The sequence below is a fragment of the Anabaena sp. CCY 9910 genome, assembly GCF_963920875.1.
GTDB classification, from domain to species: Bacteria; Cyanobacteriota; Cyanobacteriia; order Cyanobacteriales; family Nostocaceae; genus Trichormus; species Trichormus variabilis.
Genome location: NZ_CAWUDJ010000040.1, coordinates 1 through 16975 on the forward strand (window position 1 = coordinate 1; position 16975 = coordinate 16975).

Consider the following 16975-nt stretch of genomic DNA (forward strand, 5'->3'; position numbering starts at 1 on the left):
GTTATGACTTCATCCTCAATGCCTTATCTGTCGCAAACATTTTTTGAATTGGTATTAGATAAATGGAATCTCAAATACAAATAGAACAGGTCATTAAAACTCTGCAACAGGATTTACCGACACTGTTTGAGCAAGATATATCTTACGATATTTATACGCCAGATATTTACTTTCAAGACCCAGTAAACAAATTTAAAGGCAAATTTAACTACAGGATTATTTTTTGGACTTTACGGTTTCATGCCCAGTTATTTTTTACCGAAATATATTTTGATTTACACGAAGTAGGACAGTTGGATAAAGATACAATTTTAGCCAAGTGGACAGTGCGGGGGACGTTGCGGGTTCCCTGGCGATCGCATATTTTTTTTAATGGTTACTCAACTTACAAATTGAGGCAAAATAATTTAATTTATGAACATATAGATACTTGGGATCGCAAGCCCGGAGAGATTTTGCGGCAGTTTTGGATAAAGGGGGAAGGTAGGTAATTGGGTTTTAAATCTTGAATTTGTTAGCCTGTTTCATCTAAAGGTAAAACATCGTGAAAATATTTATAGTCGATGTAGCGATGTCCATCAGATGTATGGTGAAAAATATCAACGAAGCGACTGTTCCATAAAATATTACTAGCCGTATAAGTATGACGGGCATGAACTACTTGGGCTACTGTTTCATCAATACCACTGACTGAAATCACTAGATTTGTGTTTGTTTGCATTAGCGACTCTGCTGACATTCCATATAAAGGGCTGAACTCATCTATGGGATGCAGTGCTAGCCAGCTTAATGTAAAACTAGGTGTCTGATTTCTTAATAGTTTTAAATCGTGGAAACGCCGAATAAATCCTCCTTCTGCTGTGATTTCATCACGCATTAAGTAAACTCGCATCTGGGCTTCTAAAATTAAATTGCGTCGCTGGTTAGCAGTGCGAAACATCAGCGTTGGTACACCATTGTACGGTGTGATGACTGCAACACGGCTAAATATGACACGGGCAGAAGGGCGAGAAAAACGAGCAAACGCAAGTCCTGTCATAACAGCAATTCCCACCAAACCAATCATGGCTTCGATGGTGACAATAGTATTGGCATATAGTGTTTTGGGATACATTGCACCATAGCCAATGGATGCGAGTGTCTGCACGCTGAAGAAAAATAAATCCAAAAAAGAACCAGGTTTAGCATTGGCTATACAATCTCCTCCCAGCCAATAAGCTAGGGCAAATATGAAATTAATTGCTAGATAAGAAATACAAATTAGTAATAAAAAGCCAGTCCAAGGAATAGTTAGCAGTAAATGATAAGGATCTCGCCAGTAAGAATGCCATACACCCATGCCAATAATCTCAAATTGTCCGTTCTGAACTTTAATTTGAACTCTATCTGGTTGTTTCTTTGCAAGTCTCTTCAGTCGAAATTTCATCGGAAGTAGCCACAAGAACGGCAAATATTAGTATTATTACTAAATTACCGCTAATAGTCATGGTGAATTTTTTCTAGTCTGGACAAGTAGTAAATGGGTAATTGGGAATGGGTAATGGGTAATTGATTTTAGCAATTACACCAATTTGAAAAAAGAATCGAACAGATACATAAGGACATACCCTTATTTTGTTTGGCTTTCCTTACGGGCGAATTTTTTCGGCGCAGCCTTACCGTAGGCTAGGAGTGAATTTTGAATTGGTATTACCCATTACTCATTACCAATTCCCATTGCTACAACTTTAATCAGCAAATACACGTCCTAAAAATTCTACTATTTCCGCCCAAGCAGAGGTAGTCGCAGCAGAATCGTAGCGATAACCGTCATCGCGCATGAAGGTATGTTCTGCTTCATATAAAACTACTTTGTGAGGTACTTTAGCATCTTCAATGGCTTTAATTAAAATTTGGCGATCGCTTTCTGGTATGTGAGGATCAAGTGTACCCAGTACTAGCAATATTTCGCCAGTGATTTCCTTGACTCTGTGGATAGTATCCGCTACTCCTTTACCCAACTTACCACTGGGAATCCCTGTAGGGTAGCAGCAGGCGGAGGCTTTAACTTCGGTTTCAAAAGCTGCACGAAAGGCTAAGTGTCCACCTATACAAAAACCAAGGGTACCAATTTTATCGGCATTAACAGTGCTTTCCGCCTTGAGAAAATCAATTACAGCACGAGAATCTGCATCATATTCAGCGATCGCAGTTCGTCGCGCATTATCATTACCCCGCATTCTCCCAAGATCATCCGGTTCAATTACTAGTCCAATTGGCTCAAGACGATGAAAAATCTCTGGTGCTGCCACTACGTAACCAAATCCAGCTAAGTAGTTAGCTAGACGAATTATTGGGCTACCTAACTGATAAATATCACTATAAAATACAATACCTGGATAAACTCCTGCTGGTTTTGGAGATGCGACATAAACACGCATTAAACTGTCATCTACTCTCAACTCCACATTGCGCTTAGTGATTTGCACTGTTTTAGCTCCGTGTTATGTTTGCTTTCATTAGCTTTTACACCAGGGAATAATAAAATCTGGATTTCTGCATAACTTCCCATAACGTACTTGATGTATATATAAACAATTTGTCAATTATTTTTAATTATCAATTTAAAAGAAAATTCTGTTTGCTACTATTAATAACTAGACTTAAGGTAAAGTTAAGCACTTTGTATAAGCAATATAATATCTAAAGTCATGAAAAATATTAATTCTGTACAAAAACCACTCGGTGAAACAACAGATGTAGAAGTTTGGCTGAGTAGAGCCGGCTTAAAATTTGCAGACTTGGGTCATGATGATGCTAGTAAAGCGATTCGTAAGCAGTGGCGAGAGTATCAAGCAGCCGTACAGAAATGCTGTGTTACGCTGCATCAGCCACCAGAATGCGTTCAACTAAGTGGTGATTATGCCAAATTGAGAATACCCGGTGATAAATTAATCGCCAACGATGAAAGTATCCTCAATTCATAGATAAGCTGTGGCACATTTAACTAGCACATCTTTTTGTGTCAACTGTTAAGTAAGTTGCGTGGTGGGATAATTCGCCCTTCGTAAAACTGCTTTTCGAGTTTGCTTAATCCCCGCCATATAACTGCAAAAGTAATTGGTGTGACTGTCTCAATGAGGATAGCCGGAATTGATGACGCGTCAAAAAATAGTGTGATTAAGGGAGTGCTTACCAATGAGATAACTGTAATTACTCCACTCCATAATCGTAGTTTCTGGATTTTAGCTAAAGCATTTCTACAACTGGCACATTTTATTGTGTGTGAATAGTATCTTTCTAGGAGTTGTTCTTTGGGTATGGCTGGCGAAAAACTTTCCCCAGGAAATGGTTCAGCGTTGTAATTGTTCACCCACTGGCGCAGTTCAAACACAAAACTGTCAGCTTTCGTTGGTAGGTAAAACGCTTTTGTAAAGTTAGGACTACCCCCTTTGGCTTGGAGATATCTTTCTTGATAGTGGAGAAAAATTTGGTCGTCTTCTAAAACACCATTTTGTCCCAGATGATAGTACCAACGTGGTCTTAATTTAATAAAAATCCCTGGTAGTTTGGAAGGAAACTTAAAAGGAAACCGAGCAAATAAACGACACTCACCTTTACGAATAGGTGTAGCATAGACAACAGTTAAGATGCGTCCTCGTTCGCTGTTGATATCATGCCACATTAAAGCTGGTGCAACGAAAGTTGTAGATAATTCTGATTGTCCGGCTTTGATGCTTTGATGCCAAACACCTTTGAAACCATGTTTTCCAGATGCAACTACCTCTAGTTCTAAGGGAGCAGCATTTTTCCGATTTCCTACAGTTTTGTGATGAGTATAAGCTAAATGACTGGGGTCGAGTATGTTTTCTAAAAGTGTGAGGGCATCATAAGGCACATCTCTAAACGTATTTATGATGACCCAACCATCAGGAGATTCTTCTAATGGTTCAACTACAGGAATTTTAGTTTTGGCTGCGTTTTCTGGGTTGCCTATGTAAACAAATAACATTCCTTGGCGTTCTGTGGTCAGCCAAGATGTCACACAAGCGCGCTGGGAAGTCTCAGCTTGTCCGCCTTCAGGTTGTTGAGGTATGCGCTGACAACTACCATTTCCAGCGAAACTCCAACCGTGATAGGGACACTCTAACAGTCCTTCCTCATTAATTCTGCCTTCAGAAAGTGGCGCTAAACGGTGAGGACATTGATCTTCAAACACTTGCCAAGTCTGAGATTGCTGATCCCACCAAATGACAATATCTTTACCTAATAAGGTAAAAGCTGTGGGTTTCGATTTATCTAAATCTTCTAAGTAGTGGACTGGATACCAAGCTTCATGCCAATCAAAACTATGAGGGTCACTACCACCTGGCAATATCTGTTCTAAAGTTGGGTTAGTGTTAACCATGAGTGTTAATTTATAAATATTCAATATTATTTACAAAATAGTACATTAAACTACAAATTTACGTGAATAGTGTCTTGAGTGACACGATGTACTGTGTAGGATATGTACGCCGATATTGGCTCAATTATAAAGAAAAAATTAATATTTGTTCGTGCGTGTGAGCGATCGCCTTCGATGGCGTGAATCATTTCTAATTACTACTGGCTTCTTCCTGGGGTGAGATATTGGGATAGCTAAGTTAAACTTTCATAACCGTAGCGATCGCTTTTTTGGGAAAATTTACTGCACAATGATGACAGTGATCCGTTTTCAGTTGTCATTGGCCATTAGAGGCGACTTTTGTCCATAATTATTAGTTCTGCCTCCCTATCCGCACCCAAACCCTACAACCTGTTCCCATCTTCTAGCATTGGCAACTTCTCTCTTGAGTCCCATCTCTGCTTGACGATACTTTCATCTATTACGAGATGGACATTTATAGCAATTTTAAGCTAAAGTTGTAATGAGTTTGTTTTAGAGTAAGGTGTGACGGAACAACCTATCAAGAAGCAGAAAAATTATTACCTCAAACTGTGATTACCGCACTACACAAAAGCCACAACACAGTTAGAGGTAAGGCATTGTTATTTAATATTTTCACATATATACAACAGCAATAACCATCAAACTGGGAAAGATCCCCAATAGTAAATAGACATAAATATGCAGCAACAGGCAATATCGACAAAACCAATTCGTTCTCTAGAAGATGCTCTTGAGCGTTGTCAGCTGTTGGGTATGCGCGTCAGTCGTCAGCGCCGCTTTATTCTGGAACTGCTGTGGCAAGCAAATGAGCATCTTTCTGCTAGAGAAATTTATGATCGCCTCAACCAACAAGGCAAAGACATTGGTCATACATCTGTATATCAAAACCTAGAAGCATTATCAACTCAAGGCATTATTGAGAGTATCGAACGTTGTGACGGGCGCTTATACGGTAATATTAGTGACTCTCACAGTCATGTTAATTGCCTAGATACTAACCAAATTTTGGATGTGCATATTCAACTTCCAGAGGCATTTATCCAAGAAGTTGAACAAAGAACGGGAGTGAAGATTACAGATTACAGTATCAACTTCTATGGATATCGGCATCCTCAAGAGGAAGAGTAGGGAGGCTGGGAGAAAATTGTACAGACGCGATTAATCGCGTCTCTCATAACTCACTTTTACCAAAAACCGTCTCATCATAGGTCTCGTGGTCTAAAATTGTCGGCATAATTACTTCACCTTCCAAGCTTTCAATTAAGCCGGTATCGAGACTATTTTGATGCCAAAACTTAGTTTTCTCTTTGGTACTAGAAATACTAAGGTAAGATTGCTTGGATAATAAACTTTTCACTACTTGAAATTGTTCTAGAGAAAATAATGCGCCGTGGAATTGGGCAATTTCTCCTTCAGCCTCGGTGAGGGGAACATCACATAAACAAGCATTGGTAAGATTGACAGTTTCCAAGCTGACATCAGTGAGATTTGCGCCGGCTAAGTTAGCACCAGCTAAATTTGCGTTATTTAAGTTAGCACCAGCTAAATTTGCATTCACCAATACAGCATCGCATAAATTTGCTTGTTCAAGATTTGCGCCAGTCAGGACGACTGACGATAAAAAAGCCCCTGAGAGGTTGATTTTAGCTAAAGATTGGGAACAGATGCGCTTTATGAGAGTGTTACTTCCAGAAAAAGAGGCTTTAGCCAACAACATCATCATTGTTTGGGGGTAAAACTCAGTGACATTGGCTGGATTACCACAAGGACTAAAAGCAACTTGAATGTCTCGACAAATTGCAGCTAGCAATAAAAATACATTGATTCCCACATTTGTATTCACTTGCTCAACATTCACAAGATTTTGTAAGCTGTGAAAATAGGGTAGTGCTTTGTGGGCAATGCTTTCATCTAACCAACGTCCTTGACACCAACCACGCCAAAAAGATTCTAGTCGTCGTAATAAAATGGGTTTTTGCTGGGTTTGTAATGCGGCGATGACTAATCCCTCAATTTCTGGTGTAATAATGCCGTAGCCTAGTAAATTGTAGAGATGCTGGGCAACAATGCTAGGAGTATTCAAAATAAACGTTTCTGTTCCGTAAATATCGTCTTGGCACTGAGTTAGCATTTGCAGTTGGGTTGCTACAGCTTCAGCACAGAGATATTCACCTATTTGTGAGTGGGAAAACTCTACTTTAATTGTTAATTGTGCTTTGTCATTAGCTTGTGGCAACTGACTGCTAAGACAATAACGGAAATATAAAGCCGGGAGAGTATTTGTATTTAATTCTTCAGTTAAGGTAACTTGATGACGATCGCCATGTAAAATTTTGAGAGCGATCGCCTGCATTTGTTCCATCAGGTCTTGAGGATGGTATTCTCCTAGTAAATTGGTGATTGCTTCTGGTGTACGGTGAATATGAGCAGTTCCCGGACGTAATAGCATTGTCTTCATCCCCGCAGTCAACGGATACCCCAGGAACCATCGTTTTAGACGAGAGTAAATTTCCCAATGGAGGGAAAACTTAGCATTTTTTTGCAATATTTCATCATCTAATAGTCCGTCGCGGTGGAAAACACCCAATAAATGCAACATTAATGGTTGACGTACTAAATGAGAGAGTTCAGATAAGTGAGATTTGTTAGCAAATAATCCTGCTTGTTTTAAGAATGTAAAAAAGTTTTGGGAAATGGGTAACGACTGGAATAATGCCCATTGTTGAAACCATTGTTTTAGCTGGTTTACTTCTAAAGGTTGAATTTTAATACTCCGCCATTGGAGGGGGATTTCTGAAGTAATTTCCTCTACTGTGTGAGAGCAACTAGTCAAGAAAATTTTATGTTGTGCTTGGGACTGAAATTGGAGTAACTGTTGAATAAAAATTTGTTTATCTCTATTTCCCTGATGAGAAGAGGGAAGTTCATCTAATCCATCTATTAATAAAACACACCGATTATTTGTTTGATCTAACCAAGTGGATAAGTTGATATGATCATTGAATGTAAAACCAGAATTGAGGGTTTCCAGCAAACTTTTACCATATTTAATATCCCGCAACCGAATCAGTATGGGCATCCAATGAGGATAAAGCTTTAATGCTATTTCTGCCGCCCAAATCTGACAAAAACTAGTTTTACCATAACCAGGTTCTGATTCAATTACAGCAATAGTTTCTAAATCAATAAGTTGTTTTTCTGCCCATATTTTTAAATCAATCGACTGTCCATCATTAGGTTCTTGAGGTACACCAGATAAAGGAACATAAATATTCTTCAGGGCAAAATATTCCATCAATAATGGTGTACTGAGAGTTTGCAGCAAACTCGCGCGATACTTCTCTTTATATAAGTCAATATTTAAAACATCTTCTAAAGTTCCTATACGGAAAAATTTTTGTAGCTGAGCTAAAGGTGCAGGGTTTTGAGCAATGATTTTTATCAGGTATCCAGGGAGGGAATTATCTAAACGCTGAGTTAATAATTTAGCTTCCAACTCCTCCGCACCATTGGCCATTAACCAGGCTACAGTAGCATGATTCATTTGTTGTACTAGTAATGAATCTGCCACGGAAATCAGCGCCTGTTCCGCTTGAGTATCAGTTAATTTACCAGGAGAGAGAGTTTTTAATAATCCTTGGAGTTGAGGATCTGAGATAATTATTGTGGCTTGTGCAGGTATTTTGGCACGATTTAGCCAAGGTCTTTTTAATTGTTCTTCTTGGAGTAAAACTTGTTCTAACGCCAATAGGTAAGCAATTTGGAATGCTAACCAAGTACCTTCATTACGTTTGAGGGCTTTTTTTTGGCTGAGGTGACGGAGAAGATGTTCGCTTAAAGAAGCAAGCACAGAAATTTCTTGTTCAGCTGTGCCTAATGGTAATTGCAGTACTTCTGCTAACGTACAAATATCCAACGGCATCAGGCTTTTAAGTTCCATATCCTGAACGATACGATAGGCAATACCTGCCAGTTGCCCAGAAGCAAATGTTTTTATATCGCTGATTTCTATCTGGCGTTCTGCCAACCATTGCCGGAGACTGAGGTTCATTTAATTACATGGGTAATTGATGCTTATGGTAATTATCTTTCATTTATCAGTGGACGAAAACAGGTGACAATGAGGAGGGATTGCACTTTTTACGAGTTGTAACCAAGACAGTGCTGGTGTATTTGAGCAGACTATGAGCGATCGCCCTTTAAAGTTATTATTAGTTGATCAAGACCCCATTTTCCGCCTGGGACTACGGGTAGCGTTGGAAGCCATGCCTAACATCGAAGTGGTATCGGAAGCACCAACAGATACAGCAGCGTTACAAATACTTGCGGAACTTGCCCAAATTAACCCCAATCAAGTGGACTTGGTAATTTTAGAATTAGGGAATAGTCGCTCAATTGATAGTCAACAGCAAGGGTTACAACTTTGCCAGCAACTCAAAGCTACATACCCCACATTACCAACTTTGCTCCTGAGTGCGATTCCAGATGCAGGACTAATCATGGCAGCGAGGGCTGCTGGTGTACGCGGTTACTGCCCTAAAGGTACTCCCATTTCGCAATTAGTCACCGTTATAGAAGCCGTTGCGGCTGGTAATTCCTACTGGTTGACTGAAACAGTAAACCCAGAAATTACTCCCTCTATTGCTGCGGTTGCGCCTCGTTTACCCTTGGCTAAGTGGCGGCAAAATTTACATTTATCAAGTGTGAATTATATTGATCATGCGCTGCAAGAAGTCACAGCACAATTACAAATTCCTGGTTTACCAATATTAGATCGGGCAGTTCTAGCCGGCAAGCGAAGAGAACTTTTAGCAAGTCGCTGGTTGCTCAATCAGGTACTAATTTTACCTCAGGAAAAACAACAGCCACCCTTAACCCCCTCAGTTGCCAAATCTCTGCCTATAGTACCCCCACCAATACCTACAATTAGCGCCTCAAACTCACAACAAACATCAACATCATCCCCGCTTCTCAGTCCCAGAGCCTTACAAACCAATTTATTTGCATCCTGTATTAATAAACTGCAATTTCCTTTAAACAACGTTTCAGATTCAGTTTTAGAAATTGATATCTTTCGTGAAGATAAAAAACGAGAACTTTTATATCTAATTTTGCAAAAACTTGCTCAACAATTAGATGCTTTGCGTAATGCCCAAATTACAGTTAATCAGTTAGGGGAATTACAGCCTATAATCTTACATGATTTATGGCAAGCAGTAATTACAGAATTTTTCGGCAAGTTTTCTAGAGTGCAAGTAGGCAAGCGTAATTTAGAAATTGTCACCGTATTATTACAGAATCCCGGAGTTGTACAAACAGCAATTCTGAATAAAATTCCTTTAGGATTAGAATTATTTTCTTATCTATTATTGCAAACAGATTTAAGAATAGATCATCATACTTATCCAGCAGGTAGCTCTGAAGCCAACTCCTATGCAGAAATGTTACTAGAAAACTTGATAATTCAGGTAGCTAATGGTGTAGTCCAACCACTATTAAATTATTTAGCAGACATAGAAGAAATTAAGCAAAATTTCTATGTCAAATCCTTAATGTCTACACGAGAACTGGAACGTTTTAGAAATGATTTATCATGGAAATATCGATTAAATAACTATGTAACTGAAGCCAAAGCAATTTTTGAAAGCCGCTACGAACTACTTGTGTTTGCGCCCCGTGGTATTGCTCAGATTTCCATTTATGCTCCCCGTAACGACGAACTAGCACAATTGTCTGGAGTACCTTTAGTAGTCACGTTAGGTTTGGAATTTCGAGATGCGATCGCTCCTCGTTTACAATCACTATTATCTGTCTTAGGCAGTGGCATTGTCTTTGTGCTAACCCAAATCATTGGTCGAGGTTTAGGCTTAATTGGTCGCGGGATTTTGCAAGGTATTGGTAGTGTATCTTTGGACAAAAATTTTAAACGTGATAGCGAACGACCGAAGTAGTTAGTAATTTGTAATTACTCTTGAATTACAGCCAAATCTTCTGGTGTATTGCAGTTGAATAATATCTCTGGGGTTGGTAGGGATAAAACTTGTACAGAATGATGTTGTAACCACTGCTGAAAAGAGCGCCCACCTTGATTGATAAACTCTAATAACGGCGGTAAACAGCGACGGCGATAGAAACCGCATAAGGGTTCCCAGCCTTTGGCGTGATGGGGTAAGGTGGCGATCGCTTCCTCTGGTACACTATCAAGATTAGCAGCCCATTCTTGCAAAACCTCAACCCGTAATTTAGGTAAATCGCAAGCTAAAAGTAATACCCACTCAGATTTTACCTCTGCTAACCCTTGAGCAAAGCCAATCAAAGGCCCCTGAGTCCCCGCTTCTGGAATGAATTGACAACGCGGTAAAACTAAATGCTGATAGCGTTCCGGCCAAGGAGTGACAATATAAACAGTGTCAGCACAACTGGCGGCAATGTTACAGACAAATTGCAACAACGGCACACCTTGAACAGTTATCAAAGCTTTATCCTGTCCCATACGGGAACTTTGACCACCTGCAAGAACAATAGCAGTTAAGTTATTCATTTTGGTGAACAAGGGACTTACTACCTAAAAAATAACCGATCTGTTGTCACTGAATTGGAAACGTCAGTTTATTAACAAAGCAAATTTCCTCTACATTAAGTTACGATTATTTTGTACTAGATTTAGGAAAATTAATTCATGAGCCTTGTTTTGGAATGTGAGACACCACCTCTGCGAGAAGATGAAACCGGAGCAATTCGAGTTGGGAATTCAAGGGTTTTACTAGAGACTGTGATTCGAGCATTTCAAGATGGTGCGTCTCCTGAGTCTATTGTTCATCGCTACTCGACTTTATCTTTATCTGATGTCTATAATGCAATTGCTTACTATCTTCGACATCAGGATTCTGTAGAAGCATACTTAAATCAACGAGAGCAGTTAGCTGAATCAGTACAACAACGTCTGTCTACTATTCAATCTGATATCGGCTTAATTCGTACTCGTTTACTATCTCAGCAGAATCAATAGTCATTGTTATGTTGAGTTTGTTAAGCGACGAGAATTTCAACGGTGATATTATTCGAGGGCTATTTTTGCGTCAACCAAATATTGATTTACTTCGGGTTCAAGATGTTGGTTTGCGGGAGATAGATGATCCAGCTATTTTAGCTTGGGCAGTAATTAATCAGCGTATCCTTCTGACTCATGATCGTGCAACAATGCCGGATTTTGCTTACAACCGCTTGGTTAGAGGCGAATCGATGGCTGGGATGTTCGTTGTTAATGATCGAATGCCAATTCGACAGGCAATTGATGAGTTATTATTACTTATCGATTTTAGTGAACAAGCAGAATGGCAGGGAATTGTATTGTATTTACCTTTGTGATATGGGACTCCTATTTGATTTTTGAACGCATACGTAGTGGCGTGGCAAGCCTTAAATGTTGCAAAAGATTGTAGTAGCGCGGCAAGCTTAAAATATTGGGTTGTTCAGTGTGAAAAAACCAAAATTTCATGATAATTGATTACTTAACCCAACAAATTAGACTAGACGCGCTACTACATCTCCATCAAATTGCGTCAAATAAACCATCCGTAGAGACGCGATGAATCGCGTCTTCTTCACCCAATTTTTGACCTCTCCCCCAACCCCTCTCTCTTGAAAAGTTCTGATCGCCGGAAGCCGGCGCTCAGACTTTTCGCTCCGACGCGGAGAGGGGAGCAAAGACAATAAAAGATTAGTATTAATTATCAAAAAAATAAAATTAGTGACGAAACTCATTCTTTTAATTATCAAGAACTCAGTTTCGTGACCAAACTAATTGCATTTGCCACCACACGAATTAGTTTCGTAACCAAATCAATTGCATTTGTCACCACACAATTCAGTTTCGTGACCAAACTAATTGTATTTGTCACCACACAATTCAGTTTCGTGACCAAATCAATTGCATTTGCCACCACACAATTCAGTTTCGTGACCAAATCAATTGCATTTGCCACCACACGATTCAGTTTCGTGACCAAATCAATTGCATTTGCCACCACACGAATTGAAATCACTACCAAACAACAAAGATTTGCGCTTATCTTAGTGCCATTCTATTTACGCCCTTTCTTCCCTATCCCCTATTTTGACTTTGCTGTACTTGTTGTAATAACATTTCTACACTTGCGGCTGATGGCAGACACTTCAAGCCTTGGCAAACTAAGCCCACACTATTGTCAGGTAAATTAGACACTACGGCGAATGCAACTGTGGGTAAGTAACTGGGGATCAACGTGTGAATTTGCTCAGTTGTGCTACGAATTAAGGTAGAGTTACGATACCAATCTAAAGCCGTGAACAAACTAGGACAAGCTTGGGGAGCGCTAGACATGACAGCTTTAAAAGCTTTTAACCCAGCCTCGGCTAAATCGAGATAATGTAAATCATCGGCGAGTAATGACAGACGCACGAGATTAGCGATCGCCACGCCGTTGGCTGAGGGTGTAGCATTATCTATATAGCTACGTTCGCGTATAATCAAATCTTGACTAGCATCACTGGCTGTGTTAAAGTAACCACCAAGCTCTACACTCCAGAGAAACTCATCGAATTGGTGTTGTAGTGCGATCGCTTTTTCTAACCAAAATCTATTTTCAGGTGTGGCTGCGTGTAAATCTAGCAGCGCTTTAATAAATAAAGCATAATCTTCCGACTGAGCCAACACAGCCGCTTCCCCTCGATAGTTGAGTCTGTAGAAACGCCCATCAACAAATTGATTTTCTAAAATAAAGTTTGCCGCCTTAGCTGCTAGTTCTCCAGCCACAGGTTGCTGAAATACCGCAGCAACTCTCGCCAACCCAGAAATCATCAAGCTATTCCAAGCCACAATCATCTTGGTATCTGTCACCGAAGGGATACGTCCTGGCCAGTGAGTAGTTTTGGCTTCTTGGTTGTCCTGTGCTGGTGGAAAAGTCTCTAGGGTATTCGCAGCCCTACCATAACGAGCAGCAAACAATTTTCCTAATGCAGTTTCTATAGTTGCACTCAATTCCCCTTGGTGTCGCCGTTGCAGAACATTCTTACCTTCAAAGTTACCCTGAGGACTAACTGTAAATTGCTGTTGTAATTCTGTTAATTCTGTTGGTGTTAACAGTTGTTCTAACTCAGCATAACTCCAGACGTAAAAAGCACCTTCCTCTGGTTCTGTGTCCGTGGGAGTTGTGAAACTATCAGCATCTTGAGCCGCGTAAAAATAACCTGCCGGTGCAGTCATTTCCCTTTGCAGCCATGCAACAGTTCCAGTCACAGCCCTTGCAAAAGCTGGCTCTTGGACTCCCGCACTCCATAAATTTGCTAGATACTCGACAATTTGCCCATTGTCATAAAGCATCTTTTCAAAGTGGGGAACAGTCCAACTAGGGTCAACAGTGTAACGGTGGAATCCCCCAGCCACATGGTCATAAATCCCACCTAAAGCCAAATCTAGACCCCGTTGAGTCGAAATTTGCTCTCCCTCATATCGAGACGCAAAATTAAATCGAGTTCCCCGCAATGCTAATTCAGCATAAGGAATCATCGGAAAACTATTACCGTATTCGTTGCGAGTAATTACCCCTGTGTTAGTTTCCCAACCACGCCTGAATAATTCGCTTTCTTCAGCTTCTTGGGTAGCTTCCCCTTTTAATACCGCAGAGGTAAGGAGCGATTCCACAATCAAGGCTTTCCGTTGGCGCAAATCCTCTTTTTCCGTATCGTAATAGCGGCGTAGTGCTTCTAGTACTTGTAAAAAACCAGGACGATTATACTTTGGTTCCAAAGGAAAATAAGTACCAGCGTAAAACGGGACTAAATCTTCTGGTGAAAGAAAGACATTTAAAGGCCAGCCTCCTTGACCACTCATCATCTGCAACGCCTGCATATAAATGCTGTCGATATCTGGTCTTTCTTCCCTATCCACTTTGATAGGCAAAAAATTAGCATTCATATACTCGGCTATAGCTTGGTCAGAAAAAGCCTCACCTTCCATCACAGTACACCAGTGACAACTGGAGTAACCAATCGACAAAAAAATTGGTTTATCTTGTGTTTTAGCCGTAGCAAGAGCTTCGTCACACCAAGGCCACCAATCAATCGGGTTTTCGGCGTGTTTACGGAGGTAGAGACTCTTGGTTTGGGCAAGGCGATTAGTCATGATGCAGATGGTGGTAGTTGCCTTATTTGCCCAGTCTAGCTTGAATGAGTGATGAGTACTGAAGTTATTCGCCCTCATCCCCTCAATGTAGGGAACGGAAAAAACTCACCAGTGATGCTGGGACTTCTGGCGTGGGTGTAACTGTTCTTGTTTGGATTTTACTATTTGGGTTAATTCCTGCTATCAGGTGGAGCAAGAAAGTGATGATGGCGGCTTGCACAAGTTTTTCTAGCATGGCAGGTCTCCCTCGATAGCATTACTCGTGAAATTAGTTAGTCTAACTACACCCCGTTATCTTGGTTTAACGGATTTCCATTAAATATCCAGTATCCTGGCTGATGAAAAAGCTAAAGAAATGTTGAATATTGAGGATGCAGAACTGATTTAGGTCAAGATGGTGTTTTGTCCACCGTAGGCGATCGCCAAGCTACATAATGTGAGTAGCAAACCTGAAAATCAGGTGGGCAATTGCCAACAAAGGCTGATTTTTCTTCCTCTAACGAGAAGAGCCACCTCTCTAGACGCATCTCACTATCAAAAGTGCCAAGAGGATGATGTGCATCTGCACTAGGAGTTAGGTACAGGGAACTGGGGACTAGGAGGAGCAGGGGAAGTAGGGGAAGCAGGGGAAGCAGGGGAAGCAGAGGAAGCAGAGGAAGCAGAGGAAGCAGGGAGTAAATGTCATCCCCAATGCCCAATGCCCAATCCCCAGTACCCAATTGATAAGATGGATGTAAATTAGCTACAAGCACGCTGCATGACTATTCCTATCGTTATTGAACAATCGGGTCGAGGCGAACGCGCTTTTGATATTTACTCACGGCTATTACGTGAGCGGATTATCTTTTTGGGTCAACAAGTTGACAGCAACTTGGCTAACTTAATCGTTGCTCAGTTACTGTTTCTGGACGCAGAAGACCCAGAAAAAGATATTTACTTGTATATAAATTCTCCTGGTGGTTCTGTAACTGCTGGTATGGGAATTTTTGACACTATGAAGCACATCCGCCCTGATGTCTGTACCATCTGTACAGGATTAGCGGCAAGTATGGGTGCTTTTCTCCTAAGTGCTGGGACTAAAGGTAAGCGGATGAGTCTACCCCACTCGCGGATTATGATTCACCAACCTCTAGGGGGCGCTCAAGGTCAAGCAACTGATATTGAAATTCAGGCGCGGGAAATCCTCTACCACAAGCGGCGGTTAAATGATTACTTAGCCGAACACACTGGTCAACCCATTGAGCGCATTGCTGAAGATACCGAACGTGACTTTTTCATGTCGCCCGATGAAGCCAGAGATTACGGCTTAATTGACCAAGTAATTGACCGTCACGCTGCTGGTAGTCGTCCAGTGGCGATGGTTAATCAGTAATCATTGGTCAATAGTCAATAGTCAATAGTCAATAGTAAATTTACTTGCTAACTATGGACTATTGACTTTGGACTATTGACTAATTTAGAACCCAGCAATTGGGTCTGGTTGAGATTCTAAGTGTTTGAGGAAGCTGTGTAATTCGTCTTCCGTTAACAAAGTACGTCCCCGCTTACCGTAGGTTTTGATTAAATATTCTCTTCCTTGTTCTGGTGTCCAACCCAAACGCTGCAATTCGACATCAGTTTTAGCAATTACATCTGATAAATCTACAGGCTCGGATTTTTTCTTTTTCTTCCCAGTACCGCCTGATATGCTGGTTACGTTCTCTTGCGGACTGTAGTTTCGGGGCGTGAATGGGGTGACATTACTATTAGCTATTTCCGTGATGGTAGGAATTTCTGGCTGTTGTGCTGTCAATGGAGGTAGGTCTTCAATTGGCGGTTCCAGTTCTGGTTCGTAGTAGTTAATATCTGGTAATTTCTGGGGTAAATCGGGAATTGGGTTCTCAGTTTTACTACTTTTAGATGTTGTTGTTTTAACTGAAGTAGTATTCAGTACCTCTTTGCTTTGATCGTTATTGTTAGCAATTGACCAATTATTTTTGCCAAAATCCTCATTTTGAATCGAAGTATAAGTAGACTCATGGGAGATAGGATTGGCCTGTACTTGAGATATGAGTTTTGGGGAAGGCGTTATTGATGCCTGTGGTGTATCTGTGATACCCAAAACGGTCAGCGCTCTAGTTCTTGCTTGGTCTTCGGCGGCTTCCACAGTTTCTGCTGCTGCCATACCAGTTGCGCGAGTGATACCTTCAATTTGGACGCTTGCCCGAACGATATATTTTCCCTGAAAAATTTGGACTAATTCAGAAATTAAACTGCCGTTGGGGTACAAGCTCTGGAATTGAGCCAACATAATACTGCCACCAAATCTAAATCTATTGAATAATGGGGTTGATGCTACCTGTTTACCCCAGCCACTGGTTACACTTTGGAGATTTTTGATCCTACCGAAGTTATCAACAAAC

At 40.7% G+C, this 16975-nt stretch carries 17 protein-coding genes; 7 read left to right on the forward strand and 10 right to left on the reverse strand.

Going from position 1 to position 16975, the window contains the following annotated elements; translation table 11 throughout:
• Positions 1-62: 62 nt before the first annotated feature.
• Complete coding sequence (locus ACM5QX_RS22985) at positions 63-491, forward strand: DUF2358 domain-containing protein (RefSeq protein WP_414755672.1); 429 nt, start codon at positions 63-65, stop codon at positions 489-491.
• A 23-nt stretch (positions 492-514) separates the two neighbouring features.
• Here the strand turns inward: ACM5QX_RS22985 and ACM5QX_RS22990 are convergent, their stop codons facing one another.
• Complete coding sequence (locus tag ACM5QX_RS22990; protein ID WP_414755673.1) at positions 515-1426, reverse strand: ion channel; 912 nt, start codon at positions 1424-1426, stop codon at positions 515-517.
• A gap of 301 nt (positions 1427-1727) precedes the next feature.
• Positions 1728-2468, reverse strand: coding sequence for a dienelactone hydrolase family protein (locus tag ACM5QX_RS22995; protein WP_011317407.1), 741 nt, complete (start codon positions 2466-2468; stop codon positions 1728-1730).
• Positions 2469-2690: 222 nt separating this feature from the next.
• Between ACM5QX_RS22995 and ACM5QX_RS23000 the strand changes: the two genes are divergently transcribed.
• Positions 2691-2966: a hypothetical protein gene (locus ACM5QX_RS23000; protein WP_414755674.1), complete on the forward strand. Its 276-nt coding sequence runs from the start codon at positions 2691-2693 to the stop codon at positions 2964-2966.
• 38 nt (positions 2967-3004) lie between these two features.
• Here ACM5QX_RS23000 and ACM5QX_RS23005 read toward each other — a convergent pair whose 3' ends face one another.
• Both ACM5QX_RS23005 and ACM5QX_RS23010 read right to left on the reverse strand, forming a co-directional pair.
• A complete protein-coding gene (locus tag ACM5QX_RS23005) occupies positions 3005-4387 on the reverse strand; it encodes a Rieske 2Fe-2S domain-containing protein (protein WP_414755675.1) in 1383 nt (460 codons plus the stop codon).
• Positions 4388-4437: 50 nt separating this feature from the next.
• Positions 4438-4575 carry a hypothetical protein gene (locus tag ACM5QX_RS23010; protein ID WP_414755676.1) on the reverse strand — a complete coding sequence of 46 codons (138 nt, stop codon included), beginning with the start codon at positions 4573-4575 and terminating at the stop codon, positions 4438-4440.
• Between the two features lie 514 nt (positions 4576-5089).
• Between ACM5QX_RS23010 and ACM5QX_RS23015 the strand changes: the two genes are divergently transcribed.
• Positions 5090-5539 (forward strand): Fur family transcriptional regulator, encoded by a 450-nt coding sequence (locus ACM5QX_RS23015; RefSeq protein WP_011317410.1) that lies wholly within the window; start codon positions 5090-5092, stop codon positions 5537-5539.
• A gap of 43 nt (positions 5540-5582) precedes the next feature.
• Here ACM5QX_RS23015 and ACM5QX_RS23020 read toward each other — a convergent pair whose 3' ends face one another.
• Positions 5583-8462, reverse strand: coding sequence for a pentapeptide repeat-containing protein (locus ACM5QX_RS23020; RefSeq protein ID WP_414755677.1), 2880 nt, complete (start codon positions 8460-8462; stop codon positions 5583-5585).
• A 133-nt stretch (positions 8463-8595) separates the two neighbouring features.
• On the opposite strand from ACM5QX_RS23020, the gene ACM5QX_RS23025 reads away from it, so the two are divergent.
• Positions 8596-10362, forward strand: a complete 1767-nt coding sequence (locus tag ACM5QX_RS23025) for a DUF3685 domain-containing protein (RefSeq protein ID WP_414755678.1) — start codon at positions 8596-8598, stop codon at positions 10360-10362.
• Positions 10363-10376: 14 nt separating this feature from the next.
• Here ACM5QX_RS23025 and ACM5QX_RS23030 read toward each other — a convergent pair whose 3' ends face one another.
• Positions 10377-10952: a molybdenum cofactor guanylyltransferase gene (locus ACM5QX_RS23030; RefSeq protein WP_414755679.1), complete on the reverse strand. Its 576-nt coding sequence runs from the start codon at positions 10950-10952 to the stop codon at positions 10377-10379.
• Between the two features lie 138 nt (positions 10953-11090).
• Between ACM5QX_RS23030 and ACM5QX_RS23035 the strand changes: the two genes are divergently transcribed.
• Together ACM5QX_RS23035 and ACM5QX_RS23040 are read left to right on the forward strand one after the other, a co-directional pair.
• Positions 11091-11420 carry a DUF433 domain-containing protein gene (locus tag ACM5QX_RS23035; protein ID WP_414755680.1) on the forward strand — a complete coding sequence of 110 codons (330 nt, stop codon included), beginning with the start codon at positions 11091-11093 and terminating at the stop codon, positions 11418-11420.
• Positions 11421-11428: 8 nt separating this feature from the next.
• Entirely contained in the window at positions 11429-11779 is a 351-nt protein-coding gene (locus ACM5QX_RS23040; protein WP_414755681.1) for a DUF5615 family PIN-like protein, read from the forward strand.
• Positions 11780-12515: 736 nt separating this feature from the next.
• Here the strand turns inward: ACM5QX_RS23040 and ACM5QX_RS23045 are convergent.
• The 3 genes from ACM5QX_RS23045 to ACM5QX_RS23055 form a co-directional block, all read right to left on the reverse strand.
• A complete protein-coding gene (locus tag ACM5QX_RS23045) occupies positions 12516-14573 on the reverse strand; it encodes a thioredoxin domain-containing protein (protein WP_414755682.1) in 2058 nt (685 codons plus the stop codon).
• Positions 14574-14655: 82 nt separating this feature from the next.
• Positions 14656-14808, reverse strand: coding sequence for a hypothetical protein (locus ACM5QX_RS23050; protein ID WP_185478864.1), 153 nt, complete (start codon positions 14806-14808; stop codon positions 14656-14658).
• A gap of 154 nt (positions 14809-14962) precedes the next feature.
• On the reverse strand, positions 14963-15325 hold the full coding sequence (locus tag ACM5QX_RS23055) for a hypothetical protein (protein ID WP_414755683.1): 363 nt from the start codon (positions 15323-15325) through the stop codon (positions 14963-14965).
• Between the two features lie 5 nt (positions 15326-15330).
• Here ACM5QX_RS23055 and clpP point away from each other — a divergent pair, with 5 nt between their 5' ends.
• Positions 15331-15945, forward strand: a complete 615-nt coding sequence (gene clpP, locus ACM5QX_RS23060) for an ATP-dependent Clp endopeptidase proteolytic subunit ClpP (RefSeq protein ID WP_011317421.1) — start codon at positions 15331-15333, stop codon at positions 15943-15945.
• Between the two features lie 84 nt (positions 15946-16029).
• On the opposite strand, the gene ACM5QX_RS23065 is transcribed toward clpP, so the two are convergent.
• A complete protein-coding gene (locus ACM5QX_RS23065; RefSeq protein ID WP_414755684.1) occupies positions 16030-16863 on the reverse strand; it encodes a hypothetical protein in 834 nt (277 codons plus the stop codon).
• Positions 16864-16975: the final 112 nt, after the last annotated feature.